This is a genomic window from Streptomyces sp. NPDC003027 (genome assembly GCF_053591435.1).
In genome coordinates this window covers 91,338-117,406 of record NZ_JBSFTU010000019.1, presented here as the reverse complement: position 1 = coordinate 117,406, position 26,069 = coordinate 91,338, and the positions used below count along the sequence as shown (strand labels likewise).

Genomic DNA, 26,069 nt, shown 5'->3' with positions numbered 1-26,069 from the left:
CCGTCCCCTCGGCCCTGGCGGGCCTGGGGAGACCCCATGCACCAGACCCCGCTCCCTGATCCGGCCTGATCCAAACGAAAGACCCTAGGGCCCGCCCGGCCGTGCGGACGCTTCCCCAAGCGTCCGGCCCCCAAGGCCCCAAGGGCCTCCCCAGAGCCCCCAAGGCCCCCGAGGATCAGGCGCCCCCGGCCGCCGCCCGCACCAGGCCCCGCATCACGCGGAGGTCCTCGCCCATCTCCGGGTGCCACTGCACGCCCAGGACCCAGGCCGGGTCCGCCAGTTCCACCGCCTCCACCGTGCCGTCCTCCGCGTACGCCGAGGCCGCCAGGCCCGTGCCGAGGCGGTCCACCGCCTGGTGGTGATAGGTCGGTACGGACGTCAGCTCGGGCACCAGGGAGGCGTACCGCGTGCCCGGGACCGGCTTCACCGCGTGGCGGCCGATCACACCGACCGACTCCACATGGCCGTCCAGGTGCTGCACGAGCGTGCCGCCGAGCGCCACGTTCAGGAGCTGCATCCCCCGGCAGATGCCGAGCACCGGCACACCGCCGGAGAGCGCCGCTTCGATGAGGGCCAGTTCCCACGCGTCCCTCGCCCGGGCCGGCGGGCCGGTGCGCGGGTCGGGCGCGGCCCCGTACCGTACCGGCTCCACATCCGCGCCGCCCGCGACCACCAGGCCGTCGAGCCGCGCCACCACCCCCGCCGCCGCGGCCGGGTCGTCCGGCGGGAGCATCGCCGCGAGGCCGCCGCTCGCCTGCACCAGGCGCGGATACCGCGCGGGAAGCAGCGCGGCGGGCATGTCCCACACGCCCCAACGGGCCTGGTCCAGATAGGTCGTCACGCCGATGAGCGGCTTGGTCACGTCGTGCCTCCGGGAGAAACGAGGGGGAGTCAGTCGCGTTCGAGTTCGGCCTCGGCCGCCGCCAGCGCCGCGAACTCCTCCTCCGGCGCCTTGGCCACCAGATGGTGGCGACTGTAGAACGCGAAGTAGGCGAGCGCGATCACGTACACCCCGAGCGCGATGAACGCCGCGTCCTTGTCGACCAGGAACGTCGCCACCAGCGCCGACAGAGCGAGCGCGAACGCCACCGACGAGGTCACGACACCGCCCGGGGTCCGGTACGGCCGGTGCAGCCCGGGCTCCCGGCGGCGCAGCACGATGTGGGAGAGCGCCATCAGGGCGTACGAGATGGTGGCGCCGAACACCGCGATGTTCAGCATCCGCGCCCCGTTCCCGGTCCCCGCCGCCAGCGCGAAACCGATGGCGCCCGGGATGAGGAGCCCCAGGTACGGCGACCTGCGGCGGCTGGTCAGGGACAGGAACCGGGGCAGATACCCGGCCCTGGACAGGGCGAAGAGCTGCCGCGAACCGGCGTAGATGAGGGAGAAGAACGAGGCCACGAGCCCCGCGAGACCGGCGTAGTTCACGAACCGGCTGAGCGCCGTCGGCTCCCCGTCGCCCTGCAGCGCCACCACCAGCGGGTTGCCCGCCTCCTGGACGGCCGCCGAGCCGCGCGCCCCCGTCGCGGCGAGGAACGTCACCACGGCCAGCAGCACCAGGACGCCCATGGAGATCGCCAGGGCCTTCGGCAGCGAGCGGACCGGGTCCTTGGCCTCCTCCGCCGCGAGCGGCACGCCCTCCACGCCGAGGAAGAACCACATGCCGAACGGGAACGCCGCCCAGATCCCGAGGAGCCCGTACGGCAGCCAGGAGTTGGCGCCGAGCGCCGTGTCGTCGACCGGGATGTCGTTCAGCCCGTCGACGTGGAAGTCGCTCAGCGCGCCCAGGGCGAAGACGACCAGGGCGGCGACCGCGATCGCCGTCACCACGAGGCTGAAGCGCAGGGCCTCGCCCACGCCCCACAGATGGATCCCGATGAAGAACACGAAGCAGGCGAGATAGACCGGCCAGCCCGACTCCAGGCCGAACAGGCCGAGCGATTCGACGTAGTCGCCGATGAAGATGGAGATCGCGGCGGGGGCGAGGATGTACTCGATGAGGATGGCGGTGCCGGTGAGGAAGCCGCCCCAGGTGCCGAGCGCCCGGCGGGCGAAGCCGTAACCGCCGCCCGCGGTGGGCAGGATGGCCGAGAGTTCCGCGAGCGCGAAGACCAGACAGGCGTACATCGCGCCCATCAGGACGGTGGCGACGGCCAGTCCGCCGAAGCCGCCCTTGGACAGGCCGATGTTCCAGCCGGAGAAGTCGCCGGAGACGACGTAGGCGACGCCGAGGCCGGTGAGCAGCAGCCAGCCGGCGCTGCCGCGCCGCAGGGCGCGGCGCTCGAGATAGTCGTCGGGCGCGGTCTTGTCCCCGGTGGTGTCTTCGAGCGTCATGGCGGCGTCAGCTCCCCGCAGCGGGACCAATGGATTGGCCCCATACCTTTGCGTCGCCCCCCGGCGGAACGCAACCCCCGTGCGTTACTTTCGCGTTACGGCGCGCGGGTTTTTCGGGGGCCCGGTCCGGGGGTCAGGTCAGGAAGCCGCGCAGCAGCGCCGCCGTGCCGCCGCAGTGTTCGCGCATCACCTCGCGCGCCGCGTCCGCGTCGCCGTCGAGGACCGCCTCCACCAGGGCGGTGTGCTGGTGCTGGGAGTGCTCCAGATTGCGTACGAGGAGCGGGATGCAGTCGAGGAGATCGTTCACGATCGCCCGGACGGCCGCGTACTGCGCGGTGAGCGTCGGAGATCCCGACAGTTCGGCGAGCGTGAGATGGAGCAGCGTGTCCTGCCGGCGGTAGTCGGCCAGCGGGGCGTCGTGCGTCGCCGCGAGCGCCGCGCGCAGCCGTGCCGCGCCCGCCTCGTCGAGGCCGTGCGACGCGCAGAGCCCCGCCGCGCCGACCTCCAGGACCTCCCGGAAGCGCAGGGTGTCCTCGACGTCGACGGAGGCGATCCGGCGCCGCAGTTCGTCCTCACCGGCGGTCTGCGGGCGCTGCCGCACAAACGTTCCGCCGTACCGTCCGCGCCGGCTCTCCACCAGCCCCTGCTCTTGGAGGACCTTCAGGACCTCGCGCAGGGTCACCCGGCTGATCCCCATCCGCTCGGCCAGCTCCCGTTCGGCCGGCAGCCGTTCCCCGCCGGGGACGAGCCCGAGCCGTACCACCTGCAGGATCTGCTCCAGGGCCTCCTCGAAACCGTTGCCCGCCCGGACGGGCCGCAGCACGGGCGTCAGCCGGTCCGCCGATTCACTCGTACTGGACACGTTCTCGTTTCCCCTTCCCAAGCAATGGTCTTCCGCAATACCTTATGGCTCCCGGCAGGCCGAAGGAGGAGTAATCCCGTGGCAGACCGCAAAGCCCCGCTCTCCGTCGAGGAGCTGCGTGCCCTCGTCGCGAGCGGTGAGATCGACACCGTGGTCCTGGCCTTCCCCGACATGCAGGGCAGGCTCCAGGGCAAGCGGTTCGCCGCACCGTTCTTCCTCGACGAGGTCATCGACCACGGCACCGAGGGCTGCAACTATCTCCTGGCCGTCGACACCGAGATGAACACGGTGGACGGATACGAGATGTCCTCCTGGGAGCGCGGCTACGGCGACTTCGCCATGCGCCCCGACCTCTCCACCCTGCGCCGCGTCCCCTGGAACGAGGGTACGGCGATGCTCATCGCCGACCTCGCCTGGAGCGACGGCTCACCCGTCGTCGCCGCGCCCCGCCAGATCCTCCGCCGCCAGCTGGAACGGCTCGCCGAACACGGCTACACCGCCCACGTGGGCACGGAGCTCGAGTTCATCGTCTTCAAGGACAGCTACGAACAGGCCTGGGACGCGAACTACCGGGGCCTGACCCCGGTGAACCAGTACAACGTCGACTACTCCATCCTGGGCACCGGCCGCGTCGAGCCCCTCCTGCGCCGCATCCGCAACGAGATGGCCGCCGCCGGACTGACCGTCGAGTCCGCGAAGGGCGAGTGCAATCCGGGACAGCACGAGATCGCCTTCAAGTACGACGAGGCCCTCGTCACCTGCGACCAGCACGCCGTCTACAAGACGGGCGCCAAGGAGATCGCCGCCCAGGAGGGCGTCTCGCTCACCTTCATGGCGAAGTACAACGAGCGCGAGGGCAACTCCTGCCACATCCACCTCTCCCTCCAGTCCATCGACGAGCCGGGCCGCAACGTCATGGCCGGTGACGGACCGGGCGGAATGTCGGACGTCATGCGCCACTTCCTCGCCGGACAGCTCGCCGCCCTGCGCGACTTCTCCCTCCTCTACGCCCCCAACATCAACTCCTACAAACGCTTCCAGCCCGGCTCCTTCGCCCCCACCGCCGTCGCCTGGGGGGTCGACAACCGCACCTGCTCCCTGCGCGTCGTCGGCCACGGCCGCTCCATGCGCTTCGAGAACCGCCTCCCCGGCGGGGACGTCAACCCCCACCTCGCCGTCGCCGGACTGGTCGCCGCCGGCCTGTACGGCATCGAGCAGCGGCTCGAACTGCCCCCGGCCTGTGACGGCAACGCCTACACCGCCGACTACGCCCACGTCCCCACCACCCTGCGCGAGGCCGCCGAGCTCTGGGAGACCAGCCCCATCGCCAAGGCCGCCTTCGGTGACGAGGTGGTCGCCCACTACCGCAACATGGCCCGCGTCGAACTCGACGCGTACGACGCCGCGGTGACCGACTGGGAGCTGCGCCGCTCCTTCGAACGCATGTGAGGACCATGTGAGGACCACCTTGCTCCAGGTACTGAACCCGGCGACCGAGGAGGTCGTCGCGACCGTCCCCGCCGTCACCCCGGCCGACGTCGACGCCGCCGTCGTACGAGCGGCCGAGGCCCAGCGCGGATGGGCGGCCGCCGCCCCCGCCGACCGGGCCCGGCTGCTGCGCCGCTTCGCCGCCGTCGTCGACGCCCACAACGAGGAACTGGCCCTCCTCGAGGTCCGCGAGGCCGGCCACACCATCGGCAACGCCCGCTGGGAGGCGGGCAACGTCCGCGACCTGCTCGACTTCGCGGCCGGGGGAGTGGAGCGGCTCAGCGGCCGCCAGATCCCCGTCGCCGGCGGCCTCGACATCACGATCCTCGAACCCCTCGGCGTCGTCGGCGTGATCGCGCCCTGGAACTTCCCCATGCCCATCGCCGCCTGGGCCCTCGCCCCGGCCCTCGCGGCCGGCAACGCCGTCCTCCTCAAGCCCGCCGAGACCACCCCGCTCACCGCCCTGCGGCTCGCCGAACTCGCCCTGGAGGCCGGCCTTCCCGAGGGCCTCTTCCAGGTCCTGCCGGGCGAGGGACCCGTCACCGGCGACGCGCTCGTCGGACACCCCGGCATCGCCAAGATCGTCTTCACCGGCTCGACCCGCGTCGGCAAGTCGATCATGGCGAAGTGCGCGGACCAGGTGAAGCGCCTCACCCTGGAGCTCGGCGGCAAGAGCCCCAACATCGTGTTCGCCGACGCGGACATCGAGGCGGCGGCCGCCGCGGCCCCGATGGCCTTCCTCGACAACAGCGGCCAGGACTGCTGCGCCCGCACCCGCGTCCTCGTCCAGCGGTCCGTGTACGACCGCTTCATGGAGCTGTTCACCCCCGCCGTCGAGGAGATCGTCGTCGGCGACCCGGCCGACGAGCGGACCCAGATGGGCCCGCTGATCTCGCGGGCCCAACTCGACCGCGTACGGGCGTACGTCCCCGACTCCGCCCCCGCCATCCGCGGCAAGGCCCCCGAGGGCCCCGGCTTCTGGTTCCCGCCGACCGTCCTCACCGACGTCGCCGAGGACGCGCCCTGCGCCGTCGAGGAGATCTTCGGACCGGTGGCCGTCGTCCTGCCCTTCGAGGACGAGGCCGACGCGATCCGGCTCGCCAACGCCACCGACTACGGCCTGTCCGGTTCCCTCTGGACCCGCGACGTCGGCCGCGCCCTGCGCGTCTCGCGCGCCGTCCGAGCGGGGAACCTCTCCGTCAACTCGCACTCCAGCGTCCGCTACTGGACCCCGTTCGGCGGCTACAAGCAGTCCGGCCTCGGCCGCGAACTCGGCCCCGACGCCCTGACCGCCTTCACCGAGACCAAGAACGTCTTCATCAGCACCGAGAGCCCGGAGGCCTGAGCACCATGACCGACACCGAGATCGTCTGCCGCCGCCTCGCCGGCCGTACCGCCGTCATCACCGGGGCCGGCAGCGGCATCGGACTCGCCGCCGCCCGCCGGCTCGCCTCCGAAGGCGCCAACGTGGTCTGCGGCGACATCGACGAGACCGCGGGCAAGGCGGCGGCGGAGGAGGTCGGCGGCACGTTCGTGCAGGTCGACGTCGTCGATCCCGAGCAGGTCGAGGCGCTCTTCAGGACCGCGTTCGACACCTACGGCTCCGTCGACATCGCCTTCAACAACGCGGGCATCTCGCCGCCGGACGACGACTCCATCCTCACCACCGGACTGGAGGCATGGAAGCGCGTCCAGGACGTCAACCTCACCTCCGTCTACCTCTGCTGCAAGGCGGCCCTGCCCTACATGCGGCGGCAGGGCTGCGGATCGATCATCAACACGGCCTCCTTCGTCGCCGTCATGGGCGCGGCCACCAGCCAGATCTCGTACACCGCCTCCAAGGGCGGCGTGCTCGCCATGTCCCGCGAACTGGGCGTCCAGTTCGCCCGTGAGGGCATCCGCGTCAACGCGCTCTGCCCCGGACCCGTCAACACCCCGCTGCTCCAGGAGCTGTTCGCCAAGGACCCGGAGCGCGCCGCCCGCCGCCTCGTCCACATCCCGGTCGGCCGGTTCGCCGAGGCCGAGGAGATCGCGGCCGCCGTCGCCTTCCTCGCCAGCGACGACTCCTCCTTCATCAACGCCACCGACTTCCTCGTCGACGGCGGCATCTCGGGCGCGTACGTGACGCCGCTCTAGCTCTTCCAGCCCCTCTAGCCCTTCCAGCCCCTTTGGACCATCCCGCCCCCCACCCCGCGACAGCCGGGCGCCGCCAGGTGCCCGGCTGTCGTGCGCCCGGGACTCCGTGTACGGGTCAGGAACACGCCCTCTAGGCTGGCCCGATGAGCATGACGACCCCTCCCCCCACGCCCGGCGGCGTACCCCCGGGCTGGTACCCGGACCCGGCCACGCCCGCCGTCGAACGCTGGTGGGACGGTACGACGTGGAGCGCCCACACCCGACCCGCAGGGGCGCCTCCGGCGTCGCGCCGCGGCCGGACCGTCGCCCTCGCCGCGGCGGCGGCCGTCGTCGTGGCGGCCCTCGTGGTCGCGGGGGTCGTCCTCGGCGGTGACGACGGGGAGGAACCCGGAACGGCCGGCCCGCCCGCGACGACGAGCGCGGGCACCACGGGCCCCGCCCCGGCGCCGCCGCCCTCGACCGGCCCGGCGGCCGAGGACCCCACCCGGGTCGCCGACCCGCTCAACGGCATCACCCTCCCCGTCCTCAAGGGCTGGGAGAAGCCGAAGTACATCTCGGGCGGCGTGCCCACGGTCGCCACCGTGGGCACCTACCCCTGCCCCGGAGCGGCCAACGTCGACTGCCGTCGCGGCACGGTGAACTCCCGTACGGTGTCGGGCACGGACGCCGCGACCCCCGAAGCGGTCGCCACGGAGGACATCGCCCTCGCCGCCGACGCCTTCCTCGAGGAGGACGTCCTCGGAAACCGGCCGTACGGCGGCATCGTCTCCCACAAGGTGGTCGCGGCCCGTCCCGCCGTCGTCGCTGGCCGCACCGGCTACCTCGTGCGCTGGCAGGTCACCACCGGCAAGGGCCCCGGCGCCTACGTCCAGTCGCTGGCCTTCTCGTCACCGCTGGGCAGCGAGTCCCCGGTCGTCGTGCGCTTCGCCTTCGACGCGGGCCCGGAAGGGCCGCCGCTCGCCGCGATGGACGAGATCACGAAGGGGATCCTCCCGATCGGCAGCACGACGAACGGCGGGGTGGGCGCGCCCCTCGGCCCTGGATCCTGACCGCGCCCACGCCCGGACCAGGCTCACAGGAAGGTGCGGCCCTCACCCCGGTACGTCGGCACGGTCGCCGTGACCCGCTCGCCCTCGACCAGCCGCAGACTGTCGAACCGCTCGCACAGCTCACCGGCCTTCGCGTGCCGGAACCACACCTTGTCGCCGATCAGGAGATCGTCGGCGGGGGCGCCGAGCAGCGGGGTCTGCACCTCGCCCGGCCCCTCCCGCGGGTCGTACCGCAGCCCCTCCGGGAGGTACGGGACGGGCAGCCGGTCCACGCCGGCGGCGCCGGACGCGGGATAGCCGCCACCGAGCACGGTCACCACCCCGACGCCGGGCCGGCGGACGACGGGCTGGGCGAAGAGGGCGGCGGGGCGCCCGGTGAAGGACGTGTAGTTGTCGAAGAGGCGCGGCACGAAGAGTCCCGAACCGGCGGCGATCTCCGTCACCGCGTCCTCGGCCGCCGTGTGCTGCACGCTGCCCGTTCCGCCGCCGTTGACGAACTCCAGCTCCGGCGCGACCGCCCGTACCGCGCGCACCACGGCCGCGCGCCGCTCCGCCAGCTCCCTGCGGGCGGCCGACTGCATCAGCCGGATCGCCCGGGAGCGCAGCGGCCGCCCGGCGACCGCGTCCCCGACTCCGGCGACATGGCCCTCGTACGCCATGATCCCGACGAGCCGGAAGCCGGGGCGACGGGCGACGGACCGGGCCAGCTCGGCCAGCTGGGCGGGCTCGCGCAGCGGGGAACGGAGGGCGCCGACCCGCACCCGGCCGCCGAGCAGCCGGAGCGAGGTGTCCAGCTCCAGACAGACCCGGATCTCCTCCGCGCCGCCCGCCCGGGCGTGGTCGATCAGATCGAGCTGCGCCGGGTCGTCGACCATGACGGTGACGGCGGCGGCGAGCTTGGGGTCGTTCGCCAGCTCGCCGTACGCGGTGCGGTCGGCGGAGGGGTAGGCGAGCAGGACGTCCTCGAACCCGGCCCTGGCAAGCCACAGGGACTCGTCCAGCGTGAACGACATGATCCCGGCGAACCCCTGGCGCGCCAGGACCCGCTCCAGCAGTGCCCGGCACCGCACGGACTTGCTGGCGACCCGGATCGGCTTGCCACCGGCCCGGCGGACGAGGTCCTCGGCGTTGGCGTCGAACGCCTCCAGGTCGACGATCGCCACGGGCGCGTCGAGGTGGGCGGTGGCCCGGTCGTACCGGGCTCGGTCGGCGGCACGGGGAGTCATGGCCCGAGCTTGCCAGACGGGTTGAGGGCGGGGTAGCCCCTGGGTTCCCGTGCCGGGGGGAACAGCCCGTAGAGTGACGGGCATTGCCAGGACGACCAGGGGGACGGGTATGACCACCGACGCGCACCCTCCCGCGTCCCGCATCACCGACGCGCTTCTCCCACCCACCCGCCCCCCGGCCGGCACCCCGCCGCGCCCGGCGGCAGGCGCGGAGGGCGGGGCCGCTCGGGCGTCGCGCCCGGCGGCAGGCGCGGAGGGCGCGTCCGCCCAGGCGCCGCGTCCGGGAGCACGTGCCGAGGGCGTGTCCGCCCCCGCTCGGCCCGGTACGTCCGCCGGTGGCTCGCACGTCATCGCGCCGCGTACGGCCGCAGGCGACGACGGGGTGTCCGCCTCTGCTCAGCCGCGCCCGTCGGGCGACACCTCGCTCGCACCCGCGCCGCCGCGTACGGCCGCGGGCACCGGCGGCGCGTCCGCCTCCGCCCGGCCCCGTCCGTCCGCCGGCTCGCGCGCGAACGCGCCCACCCCGCCGCGCCCGGGGGGCGACCGGCCCCCGCGGCCTGCCGGGAACCCGCACGCCTCGGTCGTCGACGGCGTCCCCCCGCGTCCGGCGCGCGACCCGCGTGCGGCGGACGCCGACGCGCCCGTTTCCGCCGGCGGCCCGGGCGGGCGCGGCGGCGGCTGGCACGAGGGCTCCCCGGCGAACCCCGCACCGGACACGCGCCCCGGCGTCGACGGCGCGCCCGCCGTCGAGACGACCACACGGTTGCGCGCCATCCGTGACACCGGCCCGGCGCCCGCCGCCCGCCCGGGCAACGGCCAGGCCCTGCCGGTGTCCGGCCCACGGCGGCCGGAGGGTGACGAAGCCCCGCCCGCCCGCCGCCCCGGCCCCGGCCACCCCGCGCGCTCGCCTGAGGGCGCCCCGCCCGCCCCCCGCCCGGTCGGCGGCCCCTCCGCGTCCGCCGAGCCCGCGCAGGCGTACGGAACCTACGGCGCCTATCGGGCGTACCCCGTGCCGCCCGAGACGCTTGTCGAGACGACCACGCGGCTGCGGCCGATCCGCGAGCGCCGGGTCGGGGCGGTCGTCGCCGCCGGGGTGTGTCTCGTCGTCGGCCTCGGTCTCATCGGCGGCGCCGTCACCGGGGCCGTCCTCGCCGCCACGAACGTGGGGGAGCCGGCCGAGCCCGTCGGCTACTCCCAGGCCAAGACGCTCTGGCACAGCGCCCCCGTGGACACCCTCTTCCCGCGCACCCTCTCCGGTGCCGACGCCGGCCCCGGGGACGCCGCCCGCACCTGGACGCGCGTCGTCGTCGCCCCCGACGCCGCCTGCTCGGCCACCGTCCTGCCCGCGAGCGTCCTCACCGCACTGAGCCCCGTCGGCTGCGACCGCGTCCTGCGCGCCACCTACACCGACGCCACCACCAGCAGCGTCATCACCGTGGGCCTGGCCTTCACCCGGGCCGAACCCGCTGCCATGCGGACCCTCGGCGGTACCCAGCTCGGCACCGACGTGCCCCCTCCGCTCTCCGCCCCCGGCACGGTCGCCGAACGCTTCGGCGCCGGCCAGCGCGCCAGCTGGTGGACGCGCTCCCTCGCCGACCTGCCGGTCGTCGTCTTCTCCGTCTCCGGGTTCGCCGACGGCCGCCCCGTCGACCAGCCCGAGCCCGCCGCGGAGGCCATGGCCGCCGACCGGACCACCGCCCCCGCCCAGGCCGGCCTCGGCCACGAGGCCAAGGGCGTCGCCGACGGCATCGAGCGCGGCCTGCGCAGGACCGTCGCCGAAGCCGTGAAGAAGGACGAAGACCGGTGACCCCATGCCGTACCCACCGCCGCCGCCCCCGCGCCGCGGCCGCGACCCTCCTCGCCGCCGCCTTCGCCGTCCTTCCCGCGACCACCACCCCCGCCCACGCCGATACCATCCGGGCCCGCCAATGGGGCCTGGAGGCCCTGCGCACCCAGGAGGCCTGGCGCACCACCGAGGGCGAACGCGTCACCGTCGCCGTCCTCGACACCGGTGTCGACGCGGACCACCCCGATCTCGCCGGCTCCGTCCTCGCCGGCACCGACCTCATCGGCTTCGGCGCCGAGCGGGGCGACCGCGCCTGGGCCCGCCACGGCACCGCCATGGCCGGCATCATCGCGGGGCACGGCCACGGCCCCGGCCGCCAGGACGGTGTCCTCGGTGTCGCGCCCGGCGCGAAGATCCTGCCCGTCCGGGTCATCCTCGAAGGCACCGACAAGGCCCGCGAGAAGGCCCGCAAGTCCCGTGGCACCGCCCTCGCCCAGGGCATCCGCTGGGCGGCCGACCACGGCGCCGACGTCATCAACCTCTCCCTCGGCGACGACTCCGAGTCCGCCCACCCCGACGCGGGCGAGGACGCGGCCGTCCAGTACGCCCTCGCCAAGGGCGTCTCCGTCGTCGCCTCGGCCGGCAACGGCGGCGAGAAGGGCGACCACATCTCGTACCCCGCCGCCTACCCCGGCGTCATCGCCGTCACCGCCGTCGACCGCTACGGCACCCACGCCTCCTTCTCCACCAGCCGCTGGTACGCCACCGTCAGCGCCCCCGGCGTGCACATCGTGATGGCCGACCCCGACCGGCGCTACTACGAGGGCTGGGGCACCAGCGCCGCCGCCGCGTTCGTCTCCGGCGCCGTGGCACTCGTGCGCTCCGCCCACCCCGACCTGACCCCGGCCCAGGTCAAGAAGCTCCTCATCGACACCGCCCGCAACCGGCCCAAGGCCGGCCGCAGTGACGCCAAGGGGTACGGGACGGTCGACCCGGCCGCAGCGATCAGGGCCGGGGCCGCGCTCAAGGGCGCCGACCCCAAGAACGCCGCCGCCGGTTACGAGGGGCGGTACTTCGGGCCCGGACCGCTGCCCGCACCCGAGGACAGCGAGTCCATCGGCCTGCTCGCCCCGGCCGCCGGCGGTCTCGGCGCGCTGCTGCTCGTGGCCGCGGCGCTCCTGTGGCGCGCCGGCCTCCCCGGCCCGCGCCCACCCCGCTGACCGGCCCGCGCCCACCCCGCCGAGGGGGCCCACCGCGCCCACGGCGCGAGAGAGCCCACCGCGCTCAGAGAGCCGACCGCGCCCACACCGCCCCGGCCCGCCGACCCGCCGGGGGAGCGGCCCCGCGCGGACGGATAGGCTCGTCGGGTGGCGCTCAAGAACATCCCTGACCCCGGTTTCTCCGACGACGACGGCACCGCCGATCCGCGGCTCGCCGCGGCCCTCGCGGCCTGGGCGGAGGACAGAACCGCCCACGGCCCCGTCCTGGAGGCCCTCCGGAACGCGCGCCTGCTGGTTCCCGTCGTGGCCGTGCTCGGTGAGGTCGAGGAGGACCCCGAGACGGGGCTGCGCCGTGAGAAGACGAGCGACATGGCCGTGCCCACCCTCACCGCGGGCGACCGGCGGGCCCTGCCCGCCTTCACCTCGATCGCCTCGCTCGCCCGATGGGACCCCGCCGCCCGCCCCGTCGCCGTACCGCTGCACCAGGCGCTCCAGGCCGCCGCCCACGAGAAGGCGGACACCGTGGTCCTGGACCTCGCGGGACCGGTGCCGTACCAGCTGACCGGTCCGGCCCTGCTCGCCCTCGCGGAGGGCCGCGACAGCACGGACCCGCTCGACGACCCGGCGGTACGGGAGGCGGTGCGCGCCGCCGTCGCCGCCGAGCCCGCCGTCCTGCGCGCCCATCTGGGCCCCGGCAGCGCCGACGGCACCCTCGCCCTCGTCCTGGCGGAGCACGCCGCACCGGCCGAGGCGGCCCAGCGGGTCGCCCGGCTGCTGGCCGCGGACGAAACGCTGAGGGCCCGCCTGGTGCGGGGCCTGGACCTGGCACTGCTGCCGGCCACGGCCACGCCTCCCGGCGAGCCCTTCTACCTCAGGAAGTGACGAGAGGCGGGTGCCCCGGCCGTCCGGCCAGCGCACCCGCCCCCCCCGCGCGACGTTCTAGCCGTACACCGGCCCGGTGTACTTCTCGCCCGGGCCCTGGCCCGGCTCGTCCGGGATGATCGAGGCCTCGCGGAAGGCCAGCTGGAGGGATTTCAGGCCGTCCCGCAGCGGCGCCGCGTGGAAGGAGCTGATCTCCGTCGCGCCGGCGTCCAGCAGGCCCGCCAGAGCGTGGACCAGCTTGCGTGCCTCGTCGAGGTCCTTGTGCTCGTCGCCCTCCTCGGTGAGCCCGAGCTTCACCGCGGCGGCGCTCATCAGGTTGACGGCGACCGTCACGATCACCTCGACCGCCGGGACCTCCGCGATGTCGCGGGTCATGGCGTCGAAGTCGGGGGAGTCCGTGGGCTCGGTGTGGGGCGTTTCGCTCATGCCCCACACGATAAGCCGCCCCGGACGGCGCGACGCCCGCGCCCACGGTTAGCGCAGCCGCCCGCCGGGTGCTAACCTTGTGTAACGACCGGCCGGACACGCGTGTGCCCGGCCCACAAGTGGAGGCTCCGACTTCCCACCTGGCCGCCCTCGCGGGCGGCGGGTCACCGGTCAGGTGGCGCCCATCGTTCCGTACGGACGATGGAGCCGCCCGATGTGCGCCCCGCGGTTGACCGCGGCGGTGCTCCGGTATTCCCCTGGAGCCCCGCCTGTGTCCCGTCCGGGGCATTTTCGTGTTCCGGCGCGGTTGGTCTCACTAAACAGACGTTGCGCGTCCGTCCGCCAGGCGGTCGCGTGGTGCTACCGAGGAGGATCCATCAGCGCCGAGCCCCGCATCAACGACAGGATTCGCGTTCCCGAGGTGCGACTTGTCGGACCCAGCGGCGAGCAGGTCGGGATTGTTCCGCTTGCCAAGGCCCTGGAGCTCGCACAGGAGTACGACCTCGACCTGGTCGAGGTCGCGGCGAACGCCCGTCCGCCCGTGTGCAAGCTCATGGACTACGGGAAGTTCAAGTACGAGTCGGCCATGAAGGCCCGTGAGGCGCGCAAGAACCAGGCGCACACGGTCATTAAGGAGATGAAGCTCCGGCCGAAGATCGACCCGCACGACTATGACACCAAGAAGGGTCATGTCGTCCGGTTCCTCAAGCAGGGCGACAAGGTCAAGATCACGATCATGTTCCGTGGTCGTGAGCAGTCCCGCCCCGAGCTTGGCTTCCGTCTGCTGCAGCGACTGGCGTCGGACGTCGAGGAGCTTGGCTTCATCGAGTCCAACCCGAAGCAGGACGGCCGGAACATGATCATGGTTCTTGGCCCGCACAAGAAGAAGACCGAGGCGATGGCCGAGGCACGCGAGGCCCAGGCCGCGCGCAAGGCGGAGCGTCAGGGCGGTTCGTCCGACCTCGCCGAGGACGCTCCCGCCGAGGACGCCCCGGTCGAGGACGCCCCGGTCGAGGCTCCGGCCGAGAACCCCGAGGCGTGACCCGAGGGGCTGCCACCCAGGCAGCCCCGGGGCCCCGCCCGGAACCACCAAACGAAGATCTGACGCTCCCGGTCGTCCGGTGCCCGCACCGGGGGGAGCGCCACTGACGAGGAGATAACGGCGCGATGCCGAAGAACAAGACGCACAGCGGTGCCAAGAAGCGCTTCAAGATCACCGGCTCCGGCAAGGTGCTCCGTGAGCGCGCCGGCAAGCGCCACCTGCTCGAGCACAAGTCGTCCAAGCTGACGCGTCGCCTCACCGGCAACGCCGAGATGGCCCCGGGCGACGCGGCCAAGATCAAGAAGATGCTGGGCATCTGATCGATCTCCGGTTCCCGGTGACGGGAGCCTCCGGCCCAGTCCGGATCCATTCAGTTTCCGGGTCGTGTGAGTCCAACCACGGCCCCGCTACAAGGAGTTAACAAGTGGCACGCGTCAAGCGGGCAGTCAACGCCCACAAGAAGCGCCGGGCGATCCTCGAGGCGGCCAAGGGCTACCGCGGTCAGCGTTCGCGCCTGTACCGCAAGGCCAAGGAGCAGGTCACCCACTCCCTGGTCTACAACTACAACGACCGCAAGAAGCGCAAGGGCGACTTCCGCCGTCTCTGGATCCAGCGCATCAACGCCGCTGCCCGTGAGAACGGCATGACGTACAACCGCCTCATCCAGGGTCTGAACGCCGCCAACATCGAGGTCGACCGCAAGATCCTCGCCGAGCTGGCCGTCAACGACCCGAACGCGTTCGCCGCGCTGGTCGAGGTCGCGCAGAAGGCTCTGCCGGCCGACGTCAACGCCCCGAAGGCCGCCGCCTGATCTTCCAGGCCGCAGTACCTCCGCCCGGACCCGCAGGCCCCGCGCCTGCGGGTCCGGCGCGTTCCGGCTTCCGGGCCGCCTCGGCCGACGAGGCCGTCTCGGCCGGCCGGGCCGTTCCGTCTCCGTGACCGTTCCAGACGCCGACGCGCCCGACGCGCCCGGCCGGACCACCGGGCCCTGCGCCTCCCCGGACCGCGCGCCCCGCCGTACCCTCTCGCACCCACTCGCACCCTTCTCGTACGTACGAAAAGAGAGCCGCCGACCCCATGGGCACCCCCGAGCTGATCTCCCCGCGTTCGCCGCGCGTCGTCGCCGCCCGGCGGCTCGCCAAGCGCAACTTCCGGGGCAAGGACCGCCTCTTCATCGCCGAGGGCCCGCAGGCCGTCCGTGAGGCCGTCCACCACCGCGGCGGCGCGGGCGAGCCCACGCTCGTCGAGCTCTTCACCACCGTCGAGGCCGCCGAGCGGTACGCCGGGATCGTCGACGCCGCCCGCGAGGCCGGGGCCCGCGTCCACCACGCCTCCGACGCCGTCCTCGCCGAGGTCTCCCAGACCGTCACCCCGCAGGGCCTGGTCGGTGTCTGCCGCTTCCTCGACTCCCCGTTCGAGGAGATCCTCGCCGCCCGCCCCAAGCTGGTCGCCGTCCTCGCCCACGTCCGCGACCCCGGCAACGCCGGCACCGTCCTGCGCTGCGCCGACGCCGCCGGGGCCGACGCCGTCGTCCTCACCGACGCCTCCGTCGACCTCTACAACCCCAAGTCCGTCCGCGCCTCCGTCGGCTCCCTCTTCCACCTCCCGGTCGCCGTCGGCGTCCCGGTCGAGCAGGCCGTCGCCGGACTCAAGAGCGTCGGCGTCCGGATCCTGGCCGCCGACGGAGCCGGTGACGACGACCTCGACGACGAACTGGACGCCGGCACCATGGGCGGACCCACCGCCTGGGTCTTCGGCAACGAGGCCTGGGGCCTGCCCGAGGAGACCCGCGCGCTCGCGGACGCCGTGGTGCGCGTGCCCATCCACGGCAAGGCCGAAAGCCTCAACCTCGCGACGGCCGCCGCCGTCTGCCTCTACGCCTCCGCGCGGGCCCAGCGCCCCCGAACCACCGCCTGAGGGGTCCACCGCGTCACCTTCAACTAGTAGGGTGACGGGCTCGGGGGCCCACTGCGCTACACGGAGGGGTGGGGAACGGGGATGACGGTCGGCACGGACAGGCCCGCGGACGGACGGGGGGCCACGCCGCACGCCCACGAACCCTGGCCCGGCATCGACCCGGACGACCTGCCCGACGGGCTCGTCGTCGCCGACGAGACCGGCCGTGTCATCTGCTTCAACGCGGCCGCCGGCCGGATCACCGCCGTCCCCGGCGGCGAAGCCCTCGGCCGTCCGCTGGACCAGGTCCTGCCCCTGGAAGACCTCAAGGGCCGCCGCTGGTGGGCGCTCACCGACCCGTACGGCGGTCTCGCCACCCGCCGCGGCCAGCCCGAGCGCAACCTGCTCCTGCCCGGCGGACGCGAGGTCCTCGTCTCCGCCCGCTACGTCCGCGAGCACCCGGCCGGACCGGTCCGCCGGGTCGTCGTCTGTCTGCGCGGCACCGAGGCCCGGCGCCGTACCGAACGCAGCCATGCCGAGCTCATCGCCACCGTCGCCCACGAACTGCGCTCTCCCCTGACCTCCGTCAAGGGCTTCACGGCGACCCTGCTCGCCAAGTGGGAACGGTTCACCGACGACCAGAAGCGGCTCATGCTGGAGACCGTCGACGCCGACGCCAACCGCGTCACCCGGCTCATCGCCGAGCTCCTCGACATCTCCCGGATCGACTCCGGCCGGCTCGAGGTCCGCCGCCAGCCCGTCGACATCGCCGCCGCCATCGGCCGCCACATCCAGGCCCACACCACCGGCGGGCAGTCCCCCGACCGCTTCTTCGTACGGGTCCACCCGCAGCTGCCCGATCTGTGGGCCGACCCCGACAAGATCGACCAGATCCTCGGCAACCTCCTGGAAAACGCGGTGCGCCACGGCGAGGGAACCGTCACCATCGAGGTGGCACCCACCCGCGCCACCACCGACGGAGAGAAGGGAACGGCGGTCACCGTGAGCGACGAAGGCCCCGGCATCCCCGAGGAGTCGATGGGACGCGTCTTCACCCGCTTCTGGCGGGGAAGCAAGCGCGGTGGCACCGGACTCGGCCTCTACATCGTCAAGGGCATCGTCGAGGCCCACGGCGGCACCATCACCGTCGGCCGCGGCCCCCGGGGCGGCGCCGAGTTCCGATTTATCCTGCCCGTCGGCGCCCCGGCCTATCTCGCCTGACGAGATCACCAGCCGCCCGGCCCCCACGGGCTCATTCGCGTCCTCGCACCCCGTTAGACTCGACCTTTGGCACGTTTGCGCCCTTGTCGTCGAGCAGGGCCTCGGGGGCCCGGGGGTGTCCCCCGGAAGGGCACAGTCAGCCAGCCGAACGGAAGCACGGGAAGAGATGTCCGCACCCAATAAGTCGTACGACCCGGTCGAGGTCGAGGCCTTGAAACCGGAAGAGATCGAGCGCATGCGGGACGAGGCGCTCGCCGCCTTCGCCGCCGCGGGTGACCTCGACGCGCTCGCGCACGCGAAGACCGCGCACACCGGTGGCACCTCGCCGCTCGCGCTGGCCAACCGGGAGATCGGCGCGCTGCCGCCGCAGGCCAAGGCCGCGGCCGGCAAGCTGGTGGGCCAGGCCCGCGGTGTCGTCTCCAAGGCCCTCGCGGCCCGCCAGGCGGAGCTGGAGGCCGAGCGCGACGCCCGCGTGCTCGTCGAGGAGGCGGTGGACGTCACACTGCCCTACGACCGCACCCCGGCCGGCGCCCGCCACCCCCTGACCACGCTCATGGAGCGGGTCGCCGACGTCTTCGTCTCCATGGGGTACGAGGTCGCCGAAGGTCCCGAGGTCGAGGCGGAGTGGTTCAACTTCGACGCCCTGAACTTCGTACCGGACCACCCGGCGCGCCAGATGCAGGACACCTTCTTCGTGCAGGGCCCGGAAGGGACCACCGGCGACGAGTCCGGTGTCGTCCTGCGGACGCACACCTCCCCGGTGCAGGCCCGCACGCTCATCGACCGGGAGCCCCCGGTCTACGTCGTCTGCCCCGGCCGCGTCTACCGCACCGACGAGCTCGACGCCACGCACACCCCGGTCTTCCACCAGATCGAGCTGCTCGCCGTCGACGAGGGCCTGACCATGGCCGACCTCAAGGGCACCCTGGACCACATGGTCCAGGCGCTCTTCGGGCCCGACATGAAGACCCGGCTCCGCCCGAACTTCTTCCCGTTCACCGAGCCGTCCGCCGAGATGGACATGCTCTGCTACGTCTGCCGCGGCGAGTCCGTCGGCAACGCCGACCGGCCCTGCCGCACCTGCGGCAGCGAGGGCTGGATCGAGCTGGGCGGCTGCGGCATGGTCAACCCCAAGGTGCTGATCGCCTGCGGCGTCGACCCGGAGAAGTACAGCGGCTTCGCCTTCGGGTTCGGAATCGAGCGGATGCTGATGTTCCGCCACAACGTCGATGACATGCGAGACATGGTCGAGGGTGACGTCCGGTTCACCCGGCCGTTCGGGATGGAGATCTGATGCGGGTCCCGCTTTCTTGGCTGCGGGAGTACGTCGACCTGCCGGCGACGGAGACCGGACGTGACGTCCAGGCCAAGCTCATCTCGGCAGGACTCGAGGTCGAGACCGTCGAGCAGCTCGGCGCCGGCCTGACCGGTCCGCTGGTGGTCGGCAAGGTCCTCACCATCGAGGAGCTGACGGAGTTCAAGAAGCCGATCCGCTTCTGCACCGTCGACGTCGGTCAGGCCAACGGCACCGGCGAGCCCCAGGAGATCATCTGCGGCGCCCGGAACTTCGCCGAGGGCGACAAGGTCGTCGTGGCCCTGCCCGGCGCCGTGCTGCCCGGTGACTTCCGGATCGCCGAGCGCAAGACGTACGGCCGGGTCTCCCGCGGCATGATCTGCTCCGGTGACGAGCTCGGCATGGGCGACGACGGCACGCACGGCATCATCGTGCTCCCGCCGGAGCACGAGGTCGGGATCGACGCCACCGTCCTGCTGGAGCTGTACGACGAGGTCCTCGACATCGCCGTCACCCCCGACCGCGGCTACTGCCTCTCGATGCGCGGCGTCGCCCGCGAGACCGCCATCGCCTACGGCCTGCCGCTGCGCGACCCGGCGCTCCTCGACGTGCCCGCGCCGAACTCGTACGGCTACCCCGTCCAGATCGCCGACCCGATCGGCTGCGACCGCTTCACCGCGCGCACCGTCGTCGGCCTGGAGCCGGAGGCGCGCACGCCGATCTGGATGCGCCGCCGCCTGCAGAAGGCCGGCATGCGTCCGATCTCGCTCGCCGTCGACGTCGCCAACTACGTGATGCTGGAGCTCGGCCAGCCGCTGCACGCCTACGACCGCACCCGGCTCGACGGCCCCATCGGGGTCCGCCGCGCCGAGCACGGCGAGAAGATCACCACCCTCGACGGCACCGTGCGCGTCCTGGACGGCGCCGACCTCGTCATCACCGACAGCCGCGGGCCGATCGGCATCGCGGGCGTCATGGGCGGTGCCAACACCGAGATCGCCGACCACGACGACACCGCCGGTGCGACGACCGAGGTCGTCATCGAGGCCGCGCACTTCGACCCGATCTCGATCGCCCGCACCGCGCGCCGCCACAAGCTGTCGTCCGAGGCGTCCAAGCGCTTCGAGCGCGGAGTCGACCCGAAGGCCACGGCCGCCGCCGCGCAGCGCACCGTCGACCTCCTCGTGCTCCTCGCGGGCGGCACGGCCGAGGCCGGCGTCACCGAGCTCATCGCGCCCTCCGCGCCCCGTACGGTCGCCATGCCGGCGGACCACCCGGACCGCGTCGCGGGCGTGGCCTACGGCCGCGAGACCGTCGTCCGCCGCCTCCAGGAGATCGGCTGCGACGTCTACGGCCAGGACGAGCTCGTCGTCACGGTCCCCTCGTGGCGCCCCGACCTGAACGAGCCGAACGACCTCGCCGAAGAGGTCATCCGGCTCGAGGGGTACGAGAACCTTCCCTCGACGCTGCCCAAGCCGCCGGCCGGCCGCGGGCTGACCGAGCGCCAGCGCATCCACCGCCGCGTGGGCCGCGCCCTGGCCGGCGCCGGATACGTGGAGGCGCTGAACTACCCGTTCATCGGCGAGCAGGTCTTCGACCAGCTCGGCCTGGACGCGGACGACCCCTGCCGCCGCGTGGTCACGCTCGTCAACCCGCTCTCCGACGAGGAGCCCGCGCTCCGTACGGCGCTGCTGCCGGGTCTGCTCGGCGCGCTGCGCCGCAACGACGGCCGCGGCTCGCACGACCTCGCGCTCTTCGAGACCGGTCTGGTCTTCCGGGCGGGCGAGAAGCCGGGCGTCGCGGTGCGGCTCCCCGTCGACCGCCGTCCGACCGAGGCGGAGATCGCGGAGGTCAACGCCGCGCTGCCCGAGCAGCCCCGGCACGCCGCCGTCGTCCTCGCCGGCGCCCGCGAGCAGGCCGGCTGGTGGGGCAAGGGCCGTCCGGCCGACTGGGCGGACGCGGTCGAGGCCGCCCGCACGGTCGCCCGCGAGACCGGTGCCGAACTGATCGTGCGTCAGGGCCAGTACGGCCCGTGGCACCCCGGTCGCTGCGCCGAACTCCTCGTCGTCCTGGACGGCGAGGAGCGGACCGTCGGTTACGCGGGTGAGCTGCACCCGCGCGTCGTGAAGGCGTTCGGTCTGCCGGCCCGCACCTGCGCGATGGAGCTGAACCTCGACCTGGTCGAGCAGGCGGTGACGGGCCCGCTCAAGGCGCCCCGGATCTCCTCCTTCCCGGTCGCCACCCAGGACGTCGCCCTGGTCGTCGACACCGCGGTGCCGGCCGACACGGTCGAAGCCGCGCTGCGCGACGGCGCCGGTGAACTCCTGGAGTCCATCCGGCTGTTCGACGTGTACACCGGCGACCAGATCGGCGAGGGCAAGAAGTCCCTGGCGTACGCCCTGAAGTTCCGCGCCACCGACCGCACCCTCACGGTCGACGAGGCCACCGCCGCCCGCGACGCGGCCGTCGCCCTCGCCGCCGAGCGCACGGGCGCCACGCTGCGCGGCGCCTGATCGCGGACCTTGGGAGAGGGGGCCGGCCGGGTGACACACACCGGGCCGGCCCCCTCCGGCGTTCGAGGGGCCCGGGACTCCGCACGGGTTGACGACGGCGGTCCGTCCGTGCGACCGGGCGTTCCCCGTCGCGTGGGGAGGCGAGTCGAGCGCGCTCACTCCTTCGGGTGAGATGCCCGGAGGGTATTCCGCCGTGCCCCGCGCCGTCGGGAGAATCGACGCGGCCGCAGGGGCGGGTCTGTGTGCCGCAGGGCTTTCGGGCGCCGTAGGGCCTCAGGAAGGGCCGTGCATGATCCGTACCAGGTCGTTGCTCTCCGATGGCTCACGGCTACGCCGACTGGGCCCCCTCGCCCTCCCCGCCCTCTGGGGTGCCGTCGCCGTCACCTGGAAGCTCGCCTGTCCGCTGGCCCAGCAGCCGGGAACGGCCATGCGGGTCGCGACCAGCGTCGTGTTCTTCACCGTGGGCACCGGTCTTGTCGTCGGGAGCCGGTCCGGCCTCGCCCGTGAGCTGGAGCGGGTGCGCGCCGTCGCGCACGCCACCCAGCGGGTGCTGTTGCGCCCGCCGCCGCCCCGGCTCGACGGTCTCACCATCGCGGCCGGCCAGCTCTCCGCCTCCCGCGGCGCGGCCGTCGGAGGCGATCTGTACGAGGTGATCGCCACGCCGTACGGCGTGCGGATCGTCATCGGTGACGTACGGGGACACGGACTCGCCGCCCTCGGCGCGGTCGTGGCCGTGCTCGGCAGCTTCCGTGAGGCCGCCCACGACGAGCCTGAGCTCGGCGGTGTGCTGCGCCGCCTCGACCGGGCGCTGGGGCGGCATCTGCGCGAGCGGGCCCGTGACGAGCACCCCTCCCGCGCCGGGCGCGAGCCGGAGCATCCGGTGGCCGAGGAGTTCGTCACCGTCCTGCTCCTGGAGATCCGTGCGGACGGGGAGGTGTACGCGCTCAACTGCGGGCACCCCGGCCCGTACCGGATCGGGGCCGGTGTCGAGGCCGTGCCGGTCGGTGACCCGCTGCCGCCGCTGGGTGCGTTCCCGCTGCCGGACGAGCTCTCCCCGTACGCCTGCACCCGCCTCCTGCCGGGCGAGGCGCTCTTCCTGCACACCGACGGAGCGGTAGACGCCCGCGACGGCGCCGGGCGCTTCTTCGCTCTGGAGGCCGTGCTCGCCCAGGCGGTCCGGGACGCGCCCGTCCCGCCCGCCGCGCTGGTCCGCCGCGTGCACACCGCGCTGCTGCGGCACACCGGCGGCCGACCGGCCGACGACATGGCGCTGTTGGTCGTCCGCAACGACCGGGCGCGGGTGCCGGCGCAGCCCGCCGAACCCGGGCTGCGCCGTACCCGGCCCGCACCCTCCCCCCACCGGTGAGCGACCGGTGAGGGACGGGTCCGGTCGGACGGCGCCACCCGTCCTGCCACGGAGGGTCGGGCAGATCGGCAGGGCGGGCGGCGCGGGACGGGCCACCGCACTGTACGAGGGGGAGCCGGCGGCCCGGTCGCCTTTCGGCGAGGCGCCCAGTCAACCGTTCGCGGCCGCCCGGCGGCAGAGCGCGCGGACGGGAGGAACGGGCACTTCATTCACACCCCGTGCGAAACCGCCTGCCGTTAGCGTGGACGGACCGAGCCACCGGAGGGGCCCATGCTGCCCAATACCCTGCTCGACGCTCTGCTGGACGAGGCGGGCATGTCGAACGCCGGTCTGGCCGCCCATGTGAACCAGGCCGGCCGCGCCCGTGGCCTCGCCCTGCGGTACGAACACACCGCTGTCGCCCGCTGGTTGAAGGGTCAGCGGCCGCGCGGCCAGGTCCCCGACCTGATCTGCGAGGTGCTCGCCGCACGTCTGCGCCGGGTGGTCACCCTCGACGACATCGGGCTCGGTGTGCCCGGCGGCGCCGGCCCGGCCCACGGCTCGCCGCTCTCCTCGTTCGTCGAGCGAGCCACCGCCCTGTGGCGCTCCGACGAGCAGCAGCGGCCGCACATACTCGGCGCGCAGGCCGTCACCGGCACGCCCGCGGTGATGCCCGTCTGGGAGTGGGAGAACCCGCCGGAGGACTCCGACGTCTCGCGCGACGGCCTGACCCGGGTCTCGACGGCCGACATCACGATGCTCCGCGCGGCCCGGGCGCACTACGAGCAGATGTACCGCAAGGCGGGCGGGGTCGCGACCCGGGTGCGGATCGTCGGATTCCTCAACGCCGAGACCGCGCCGCTGCTGCGGGGTGCGTACAGCGACAGTCTGGGCCGGCAGCTGCACCGTGCCACGGGCGGTCTGGTGGCGGTGGCCGGGATCTGCGCGTACGACTCCGACGCGCTCGGGCTCGCCCAGCGCTACTTCCACCAGGCGCTGCGGCTGGCGAAGGCGAGCGGCGACCGGGGGCTCGGCGCGTACGTGGTCGCGCTGCTCGTCAACCAGTCGCTGTTCATGGGGGAGTTCCGGCAGGCGGTGGCGTTCGCCGAGGCCGCGCTGCGGTCGGCCGGGCGGCAGATCACCCCCGCGCTCGCCGCCGATCTCTCCGCGATGCAGGCGAAGGCGTACGCCCATCTCGGGGACGGTTCGGCGGCGTTGGCGTGCATCCGGCGGGCGGAGGCGGAGGCGGAGCGGATCTCTCCGGGGCATGAGCCGGCCGAGACCGGCTATGTCCAGCCGGGGCTCGTCGATGTGCAGGTCGCCGAGGCCCTGCTCAGTCTGGGTGATCTTCCGGCGGCGCGCGAGCACGCGGTGGCGGCCGTGGGGACACCGGCCCATGACCGGGGGCGGGTGCACCGGCTGGCGATGTTGTGCCAGATCGAGCTGCGGCAGGGGGAGGCCGACCAGGCGGCGCGGAGGGCGGTGGAGATGACCGAGCGGGCCCGGGGGATGGAGTCGCAGCGGCTGCGCGACCGGCTCCGGCTGGTGCGGGAGCATCTTCTGGCGAGCGACTGCGCGGACGCGCGGGAGGCGGCCGCACTCATCGATGGGGCGCTACGCGTTCCCCTCTGACCCCAGGACTGCTGCCATATTGCCACCGACCAATCGGAAGGTGGCAGAAACGTGCAGTGGACGAAACTAAGCGAACAACCGGTCTATGAGAACCGCTGGTTCCGGGTGAACCTCGCGGACGTCGAACTCCCGGACGGCCGCCGCCTCGACCACTATCTGATCCGGCTCCGGCCGGTCGCCGTGGCGACCGTCGTCAACGAGGACGACGAGGTGCTCATGCTGTGGCGCCACCGTTTCATCACCGACAGCTGGGGCTGGGAGCTGGCCGCCGGTGTCGTCGAGGACGGCGAGGATCCGCAGACGGCCGCCGCCCGAGAGATGGAGGAGGAGACGGGCTGGCGGCCCGGGCCCCTGCGCCCTCTGCTGACCGTGGAGCCGTCCAACGGCCTCACCGACGCCCGGCACCACCTCTACTGGGCGGAGCACGCCACGTACATCGGTCCGCCCGAGGACGACTTCGAGTCCTCACGGCGGGAGTGGATGCCGCTCAAGCGCGTCCCCGACCTGATCGCCCGGGGCGAGGTCCCGGCCGCCAACATGGCCGCCGGGCTGCTGATGCTGCACCATCTGCGGCTCGGCTGACCTGCCGGCCGAGACCGGCCGCGGAAAGCCGAACGGCCCGTACCTGTGCGGGTGTACGGGCCGTTCGAGCCGTCGGCGCATCAGGCGGTGCCGACGGTGTTCCAGGCGTGCCGGGCGCAGCCTGGGCCGACGGTGTCTCAGGGGTACGGGTAGAAGCCCGAGCCGGTCTTGCGGCCGAGCCGGCCCGCGTCCACCATCCGCTGGAGCAGCGGGGGAGCGGCGTACAGCGGCTCCTTGTACTCGGTGTACATCGAGTCGGCGATCGAGGCGATGGTGTCCAGACCGATCAGGTCGGCGAGCTTGAGCGGGCCCATCGGGTGGGCGCAGCCGAACTCCATGCCGTTGTCGATGTCCTCGCGGCTCGCGATGCCCGACTCGAACATCCGGATCGCGGAGAGGAGGTACGGGACCAGCAGCGCGTTCACCACGAAGCCGGACCGGTCCTGGGCGCGGATCGCGTGCTTGCCCAGCACCTTCTCCGCGAAGATCTGCGCCCGGCTGATCGTGCCCTCGGAGGTGGTGAGGGCCGGGATCAGCTCGACGAGCTTCTGCACCGGGGCGGGGTTGAAGAAGTGGATGCCGATGACCTGGTCGGGCCGCGAGGTCGCCACGGCCAGCTTCACCAGGGGGATCGAGGAGGTGTTGGAGGCCAGGATCGCGTCCTGCCGGGTCACCACCTGGTCGAGCACCTGGAAGATCTCGGTCTTGACCTGCTCGTTCTCGACGACGGCCTCGATGACGAGATCGCGGTCGGCGAACTCGCCGAGGTCGGTGGTGAAGCTGAGGCGCGCCAGTGTCGCGTCGCGCTCCTCGTCGCTGATCTTGCCGCGTTCGGCGGCCTTCGACAGCGAGTTGTAGAGCCGCGTGCGGCCGATCTCCAGCGCCTCGCCGGTGGTCTCGGCGACCTTCACCTCAAGACCGCTGCGGGCACACACCTCCGCGATGCCCGCGCCCATCTGGCCGCAGCCCACCACTCCGACGCGCTCAATGTCGGCCATGGAGTCCGTCACCTCGTGCCTTTCGCTCTTCTCTGGCGGCGGGCCCCGTGTGATTCCGGTGCGTCCGCCTCGACCCCACGACGTTACTCCGCCTGGGCGGATGATCGATCGTCCGGGGCGGGCATGCTCTGCCTATG

Annotated in this window: 23 protein-coding genes; 17 read left to right on the top strand and 6 right to left on the bottom strand. The window is 73.3% G+C overall.

The features are described from left to right. Positions 1-175 precede the first annotated feature (175 nt). The 3 genes from ACWDX6_RS16295 to ACWDX6_RS16285 all read right to left on the bottom strand — a co-directional run bounded on the left by ACWDX6_RS16295 (position 176) and on the right by ACWDX6_RS16285 (position 3,196). The gene (locus tag ACWDX6_RS16295; RefSeq protein ID WP_451485599.1) at positions 176-862 is read right to left on the bottom strand and encodes a gamma-glutamyl-gamma-aminobutyrate hydrolase family protein; all 687 of its coding nucleotides are present in this window, start codon (positions 860-862) and stop codon (positions 176-178) included. Between the two features lie 29 nt (positions 863-891). Next, complete coding sequence (gene eat / locus ACWDX6_RS16290; protein ID WP_451485598.1) at positions 892-2,334, bottom strand: ethanolamine permease; 1,443 nt, start codon at positions 2,332-2,334, stop codon at positions 892-894. A gap of 133 nt (positions 2,335-2,467) precedes the next feature. Further along, a complete protein-coding gene (locus tag ACWDX6_RS16285; protein ID WP_451485597.1) occupies positions 2,468-3,196 on the bottom strand; it encodes a FadR/GntR family transcriptional regulator in 729 nt (242 codons plus the stop codon). 78 nt (positions 3,197-3,274) lie between these two features. On the opposite strand from ACWDX6_RS16285, the gene ACWDX6_RS16280 reads away from it, so the two are divergent. From ACWDX6_RS16280 to ACWDX6_RS16265, 4 genes are all read left to right on the top strand, one after another. Next, positions 3,275-4,645, top strand: a complete 1,371-nt coding sequence (locus tag ACWDX6_RS16280) for a glutamine synthetase family protein (RefSeq protein ID WP_451485596.1) — start codon at positions 3,275-3,277, stop codon at positions 4,643-4,645. Between the two features lie 19 nt (positions 4,646-4,664). Beyond that, entirely contained in the window at positions 4,665-6,029 is a 1,365-nt protein-coding gene (locus ACWDX6_RS16275; protein ID WP_451485595.1) for an aldehyde dehydrogenase family protein, read from the top strand. A gap of 5 nt (positions 6,030-6,034) precedes the next feature. Next, complete coding sequence (locus ACWDX6_RS16270; RefSeq protein WP_451485594.1) at positions 6,035-6,820, top strand: 3-oxoacyl-ACP reductase; 786 nt, start codon at positions 6,035-6,037, stop codon at positions 6,818-6,820. Between the two features lie 143 nt (positions 6,821-6,963). Next, positions 6,964-7,869 (top strand): DUF2510 domain-containing protein, encoded by a 906-nt coding sequence (locus tag ACWDX6_RS16265; protein ID WP_451485593.1) that lies wholly within the window; start codon positions 6,964-6,966, stop codon positions 7,867-7,869. A gap of 23 nt (positions 7,870-7,892) precedes the next feature. Here the strand turns inward: ACWDX6_RS16265 and ACWDX6_RS16260 are convergent, their stop codons facing one another. Then, positions 7,893-9,095, bottom strand: a complete 1,203-nt coding sequence (locus ACWDX6_RS16260; RefSeq protein WP_451485592.1) for an amino acid deaminase/aldolase — start codon at positions 9,093-9,095, stop codon at positions 7,893-7,895. A gap of 301 nt (positions 9,096-9,396) precedes the next feature. On the opposite strand from ACWDX6_RS16260, the gene ACWDX6_RS16255 reads away from it, so the two are divergent. The 3 genes from ACWDX6_RS16255 (at position 9,397) to ACWDX6_RS16245 (ending at position 12,983) form a co-directional block, all read left to right on the top strand. After that, positions 9,397-10,902: a hypothetical protein gene (locus ACWDX6_RS16255; protein ID WP_451485591.1), complete on the top strand. Its 1,506-nt coding sequence runs from the start codon at positions 9,397-9,399 to the stop codon at positions 10,900-10,902. After that, positions 10,899-12,101, top strand: coding sequence for a type VII secretion-associated serine protease mycosin (gene mycP, locus ACWDX6_RS16250; RefSeq protein ID WP_451485590.1), 1,203 nt, complete (start codon positions 10,899-10,901; stop codon positions 12,099-12,101). Before ACWDX6_RS16255 ends, mycP begins: the two co-directional genes overlap by 4 nt. 147 nt (positions 12,102-12,248) lie before the next feature. Next, the gene (locus tag ACWDX6_RS16245) at positions 12,249-12,983 is read left to right on the top strand and encodes an SseB family protein (protein ID WP_451485589.1); all 735 of its coding nucleotides are present in this window, start codon (positions 12,249-12,251) and stop codon (positions 12,981-12,983) included. A gap of 57 nt (positions 12,984-13,040) precedes the next feature. On the opposite strand, the gene ACWDX6_RS16240 is transcribed toward ACWDX6_RS16245, so the two are convergent. Then, positions 13,041-13,409, bottom strand: a complete 369-nt coding sequence (locus ACWDX6_RS16240) for a DUF1844 domain-containing protein (protein ID WP_356895643.1) — start codon at positions 13,407-13,409, stop codon at positions 13,041-13,043. A 307-nt stretch (positions 13,410-13,716) separates the two neighbouring features. On the opposite strand from ACWDX6_RS16240, the gene infC reads away from it, so the two are divergent. The 10 genes from infC to ACWDX6_RS16190 all read left to right on the top strand — a co-directional run bounded on the left by infC (position 13,717) and on the right by ACWDX6_RS16190 (position 24,934). Then, on the top strand, positions 13,717-14,451 hold the full coding sequence (infC, locus tag ACWDX6_RS16235) for a translation initiation factor IF-3 (protein WP_451485600.1): 735 nt from the start codon (positions 13,717-13,719) through the stop codon (positions 14,449-14,451). Between the two features lie 125 nt (positions 14,452-14,576). Further along, positions 14,577-14,771, top strand: coding sequence for a 50S ribosomal protein L35 (rpmI, locus tag ACWDX6_RS16230; RefSeq protein ID WP_019884943.1), 195 nt, complete (start codon positions 14,577-14,579; stop codon positions 14,769-14,771). Positions 14,772-14,875: 104 nt separating this feature from the next. Then, on the top strand, positions 14,876-15,262 hold the full coding sequence (rplT, locus tag ACWDX6_RS16225; RefSeq protein ID WP_351220722.1) for a 50S ribosomal protein L20: 387 nt from the start codon (positions 14,876-14,878) through the stop codon (positions 15,260-15,262). Positions 15,263-15,528: 266 nt separating this feature from the next. Beyond that, positions 15,529-16,368, top strand: coding sequence for a TrmH family RNA methyltransferase (locus ACWDX6_RS16220; protein WP_451485588.1), 840 nt, complete (start codon positions 15,529-15,531; stop codon positions 16,366-16,368). An 81-nt stretch (positions 16,369-16,449) separates the two neighbouring features. Continuing rightward, positions 16,450-17,568, top strand: a complete 1,119-nt coding sequence (locus tag ACWDX6_RS16215; RefSeq protein ID WP_451485587.1) for an ATP-binding protein — start codon at positions 16,450-16,452, stop codon at positions 17,566-17,568. 166 nt (positions 17,569-17,734) lie between these two features. Further along, positions 17,735-18,862, top strand: a complete 1,128-nt coding sequence (gene pheS / locus ACWDX6_RS16210; RefSeq protein ID WP_451485586.1) for a phenylalanine--tRNA ligase subunit alpha — start codon at positions 17,735-17,737, stop codon at positions 18,860-18,862. Continuing rightward, the gene (gene pheT / locus ACWDX6_RS16205) at positions 18,862-21,375 is read left to right on the top strand and encodes a phenylalanine--tRNA ligase subunit beta (protein ID WP_451485585.1); all 2,514 of its coding nucleotides are present in this window, start codon (positions 18,862-18,864) and stop codon (positions 21,373-21,375) included. The genes pheS and pheT overlap by 1 nt, the downstream gene beginning before the upstream one ends. Positions 21,376-21,664: 289 nt before the next feature. Then, entirely contained in the window at positions 21,665-22,741 is a 1,077-nt protein-coding gene (locus tag ACWDX6_RS16200; protein ID WP_451485584.1) for a PP2C family protein-serine/threonine phosphatase, read from the top strand. A 270-nt stretch (positions 22,742-23,011) separates the two neighbouring features. After that, positions 23,012-24,352 (top strand): transcriptional regulator, encoded by a 1,341-nt coding sequence (locus ACWDX6_RS16195; protein WP_451485583.1) that lies wholly within the window; start codon positions 23,012-23,014, stop codon positions 24,350-24,352. 51 nt (positions 24,353-24,403) lie between these two features. After that, positions 24,404-24,934 carry an NUDIX hydrolase gene (locus tag ACWDX6_RS16190; RefSeq protein WP_451485582.1) on the top strand — a complete coding sequence of 177 codons (531 nt, stop codon included), beginning with the start codon at positions 24,404-24,406 and terminating at the stop codon, positions 24,932-24,934. A 137-nt stretch (positions 24,935-25,071) separates the two neighbouring features. Here ACWDX6_RS16190 and ACWDX6_RS16185 read toward each other — a convergent pair whose 3' ends face one another. After that, positions 25,072-25,932, bottom strand: a complete 861-nt coding sequence (locus ACWDX6_RS16185) for a 3-hydroxybutyryl-CoA dehydrogenase (protein ID WP_403290868.1) — start codon at positions 25,930-25,932, stop codon at positions 25,072-25,074. Positions 25,933-26,069 lie beyond the last annotated feature (137 nt).

What these genes read in the sequence shown, in the direction of transcription:
- ACWDX6_RS16200 (WP_451485584.1), top strand. Translation starts at nt 21,665, where the DNA reads ATGATCCGTACCAGGTCGTTGCTCTCCGATGGCTCACGGCTACGCCGA.
- ACWDX6_RS16260 (WP_451485592.1), bottom strand. Translation starts at nt 9,095, where the DNA reads ATGACTCCCCGTGCCGCCGACCGAGCCCGGTACGACCGGGCCACCGCC.
- ACWDX6_RS16185 (WP_403290868.1), bottom strand. Translation starts at nt 25,932, where the DNA reads ATGGCCGACATTGAGCGCGTCGGAGTGGTGGGCTGCGGCCAGATGGGC.
- ACWDX6_RS16215 (WP_451485587.1), top strand. Translation starts at nt 16,450, where the DNA reads ATGACGGTCGGCACGGACAGGCCCGCGGACGGACGGGGGGCCACGCCG.
- ACWDX6_RS16240 (WP_356895643.1), bottom strand. Translation starts at nt 13,409, where the DNA reads ATGAGCGAAACGCCCCACACCGAGCCCACGGACTCCCCCGACTTCGAC.
- pheS (WP_451485586.1), top strand. Translation starts at nt 17,735, where the DNA reads ATGTCCGCACCCAATAAGTCGTACGACCCGGTCGAGGTCGAGGCCTTG.
- ACWDX6_RS16265 (WP_451485593.1), top strand. Translation starts at nt 6,964, where the DNA reads ATGAGCATGACGACCCCTCCCCCCACGCCCGGCGGCGTACCCCCGGGC.
- ACWDX6_RS16270 (WP_451485594.1), top strand. Translation starts at nt 6,035, where the DNA reads ATGACCGACACCGAGATCGTCTGCCGCCGCCTCGCCGGCCGTACCGCC.
- ACWDX6_RS16195 (WP_451485583.1), top strand. Translation starts at nt 23,012, where the DNA reads ATGCTGCCCAATACCCTGCTCGACGCTCTGCTGGACGAGGCGGGCATG.
- pheT (WP_451485585.1), top strand. Translation starts at nt 18,862, where the DNA reads ATGCGGGTCCCGCTTTCTTGGCTGCGGGAGTACGTCGACCTGCCGGCG.
- eat (WP_451485598.1), bottom strand. Translation starts at nt 2,334, where the DNA reads ATGACGCTCGAAGACACCACCGGGGACAAGACCGCGCCCGACGACTAT.
- ACWDX6_RS16220 (WP_451485588.1), top strand. Translation starts at nt 15,529, where the DNA reads ATGGGCACCCCCGAGCTGATCTCCCCGCGTTCGCCGCGCGTCGTCGCC.
- rpmI (WP_019884943.1), top strand. Translation starts at nt 14,577, where the DNA reads ATGCCGAAGAACAAGACGCACAGCGGTGCCAAGAAGCGCTTCAAGATC.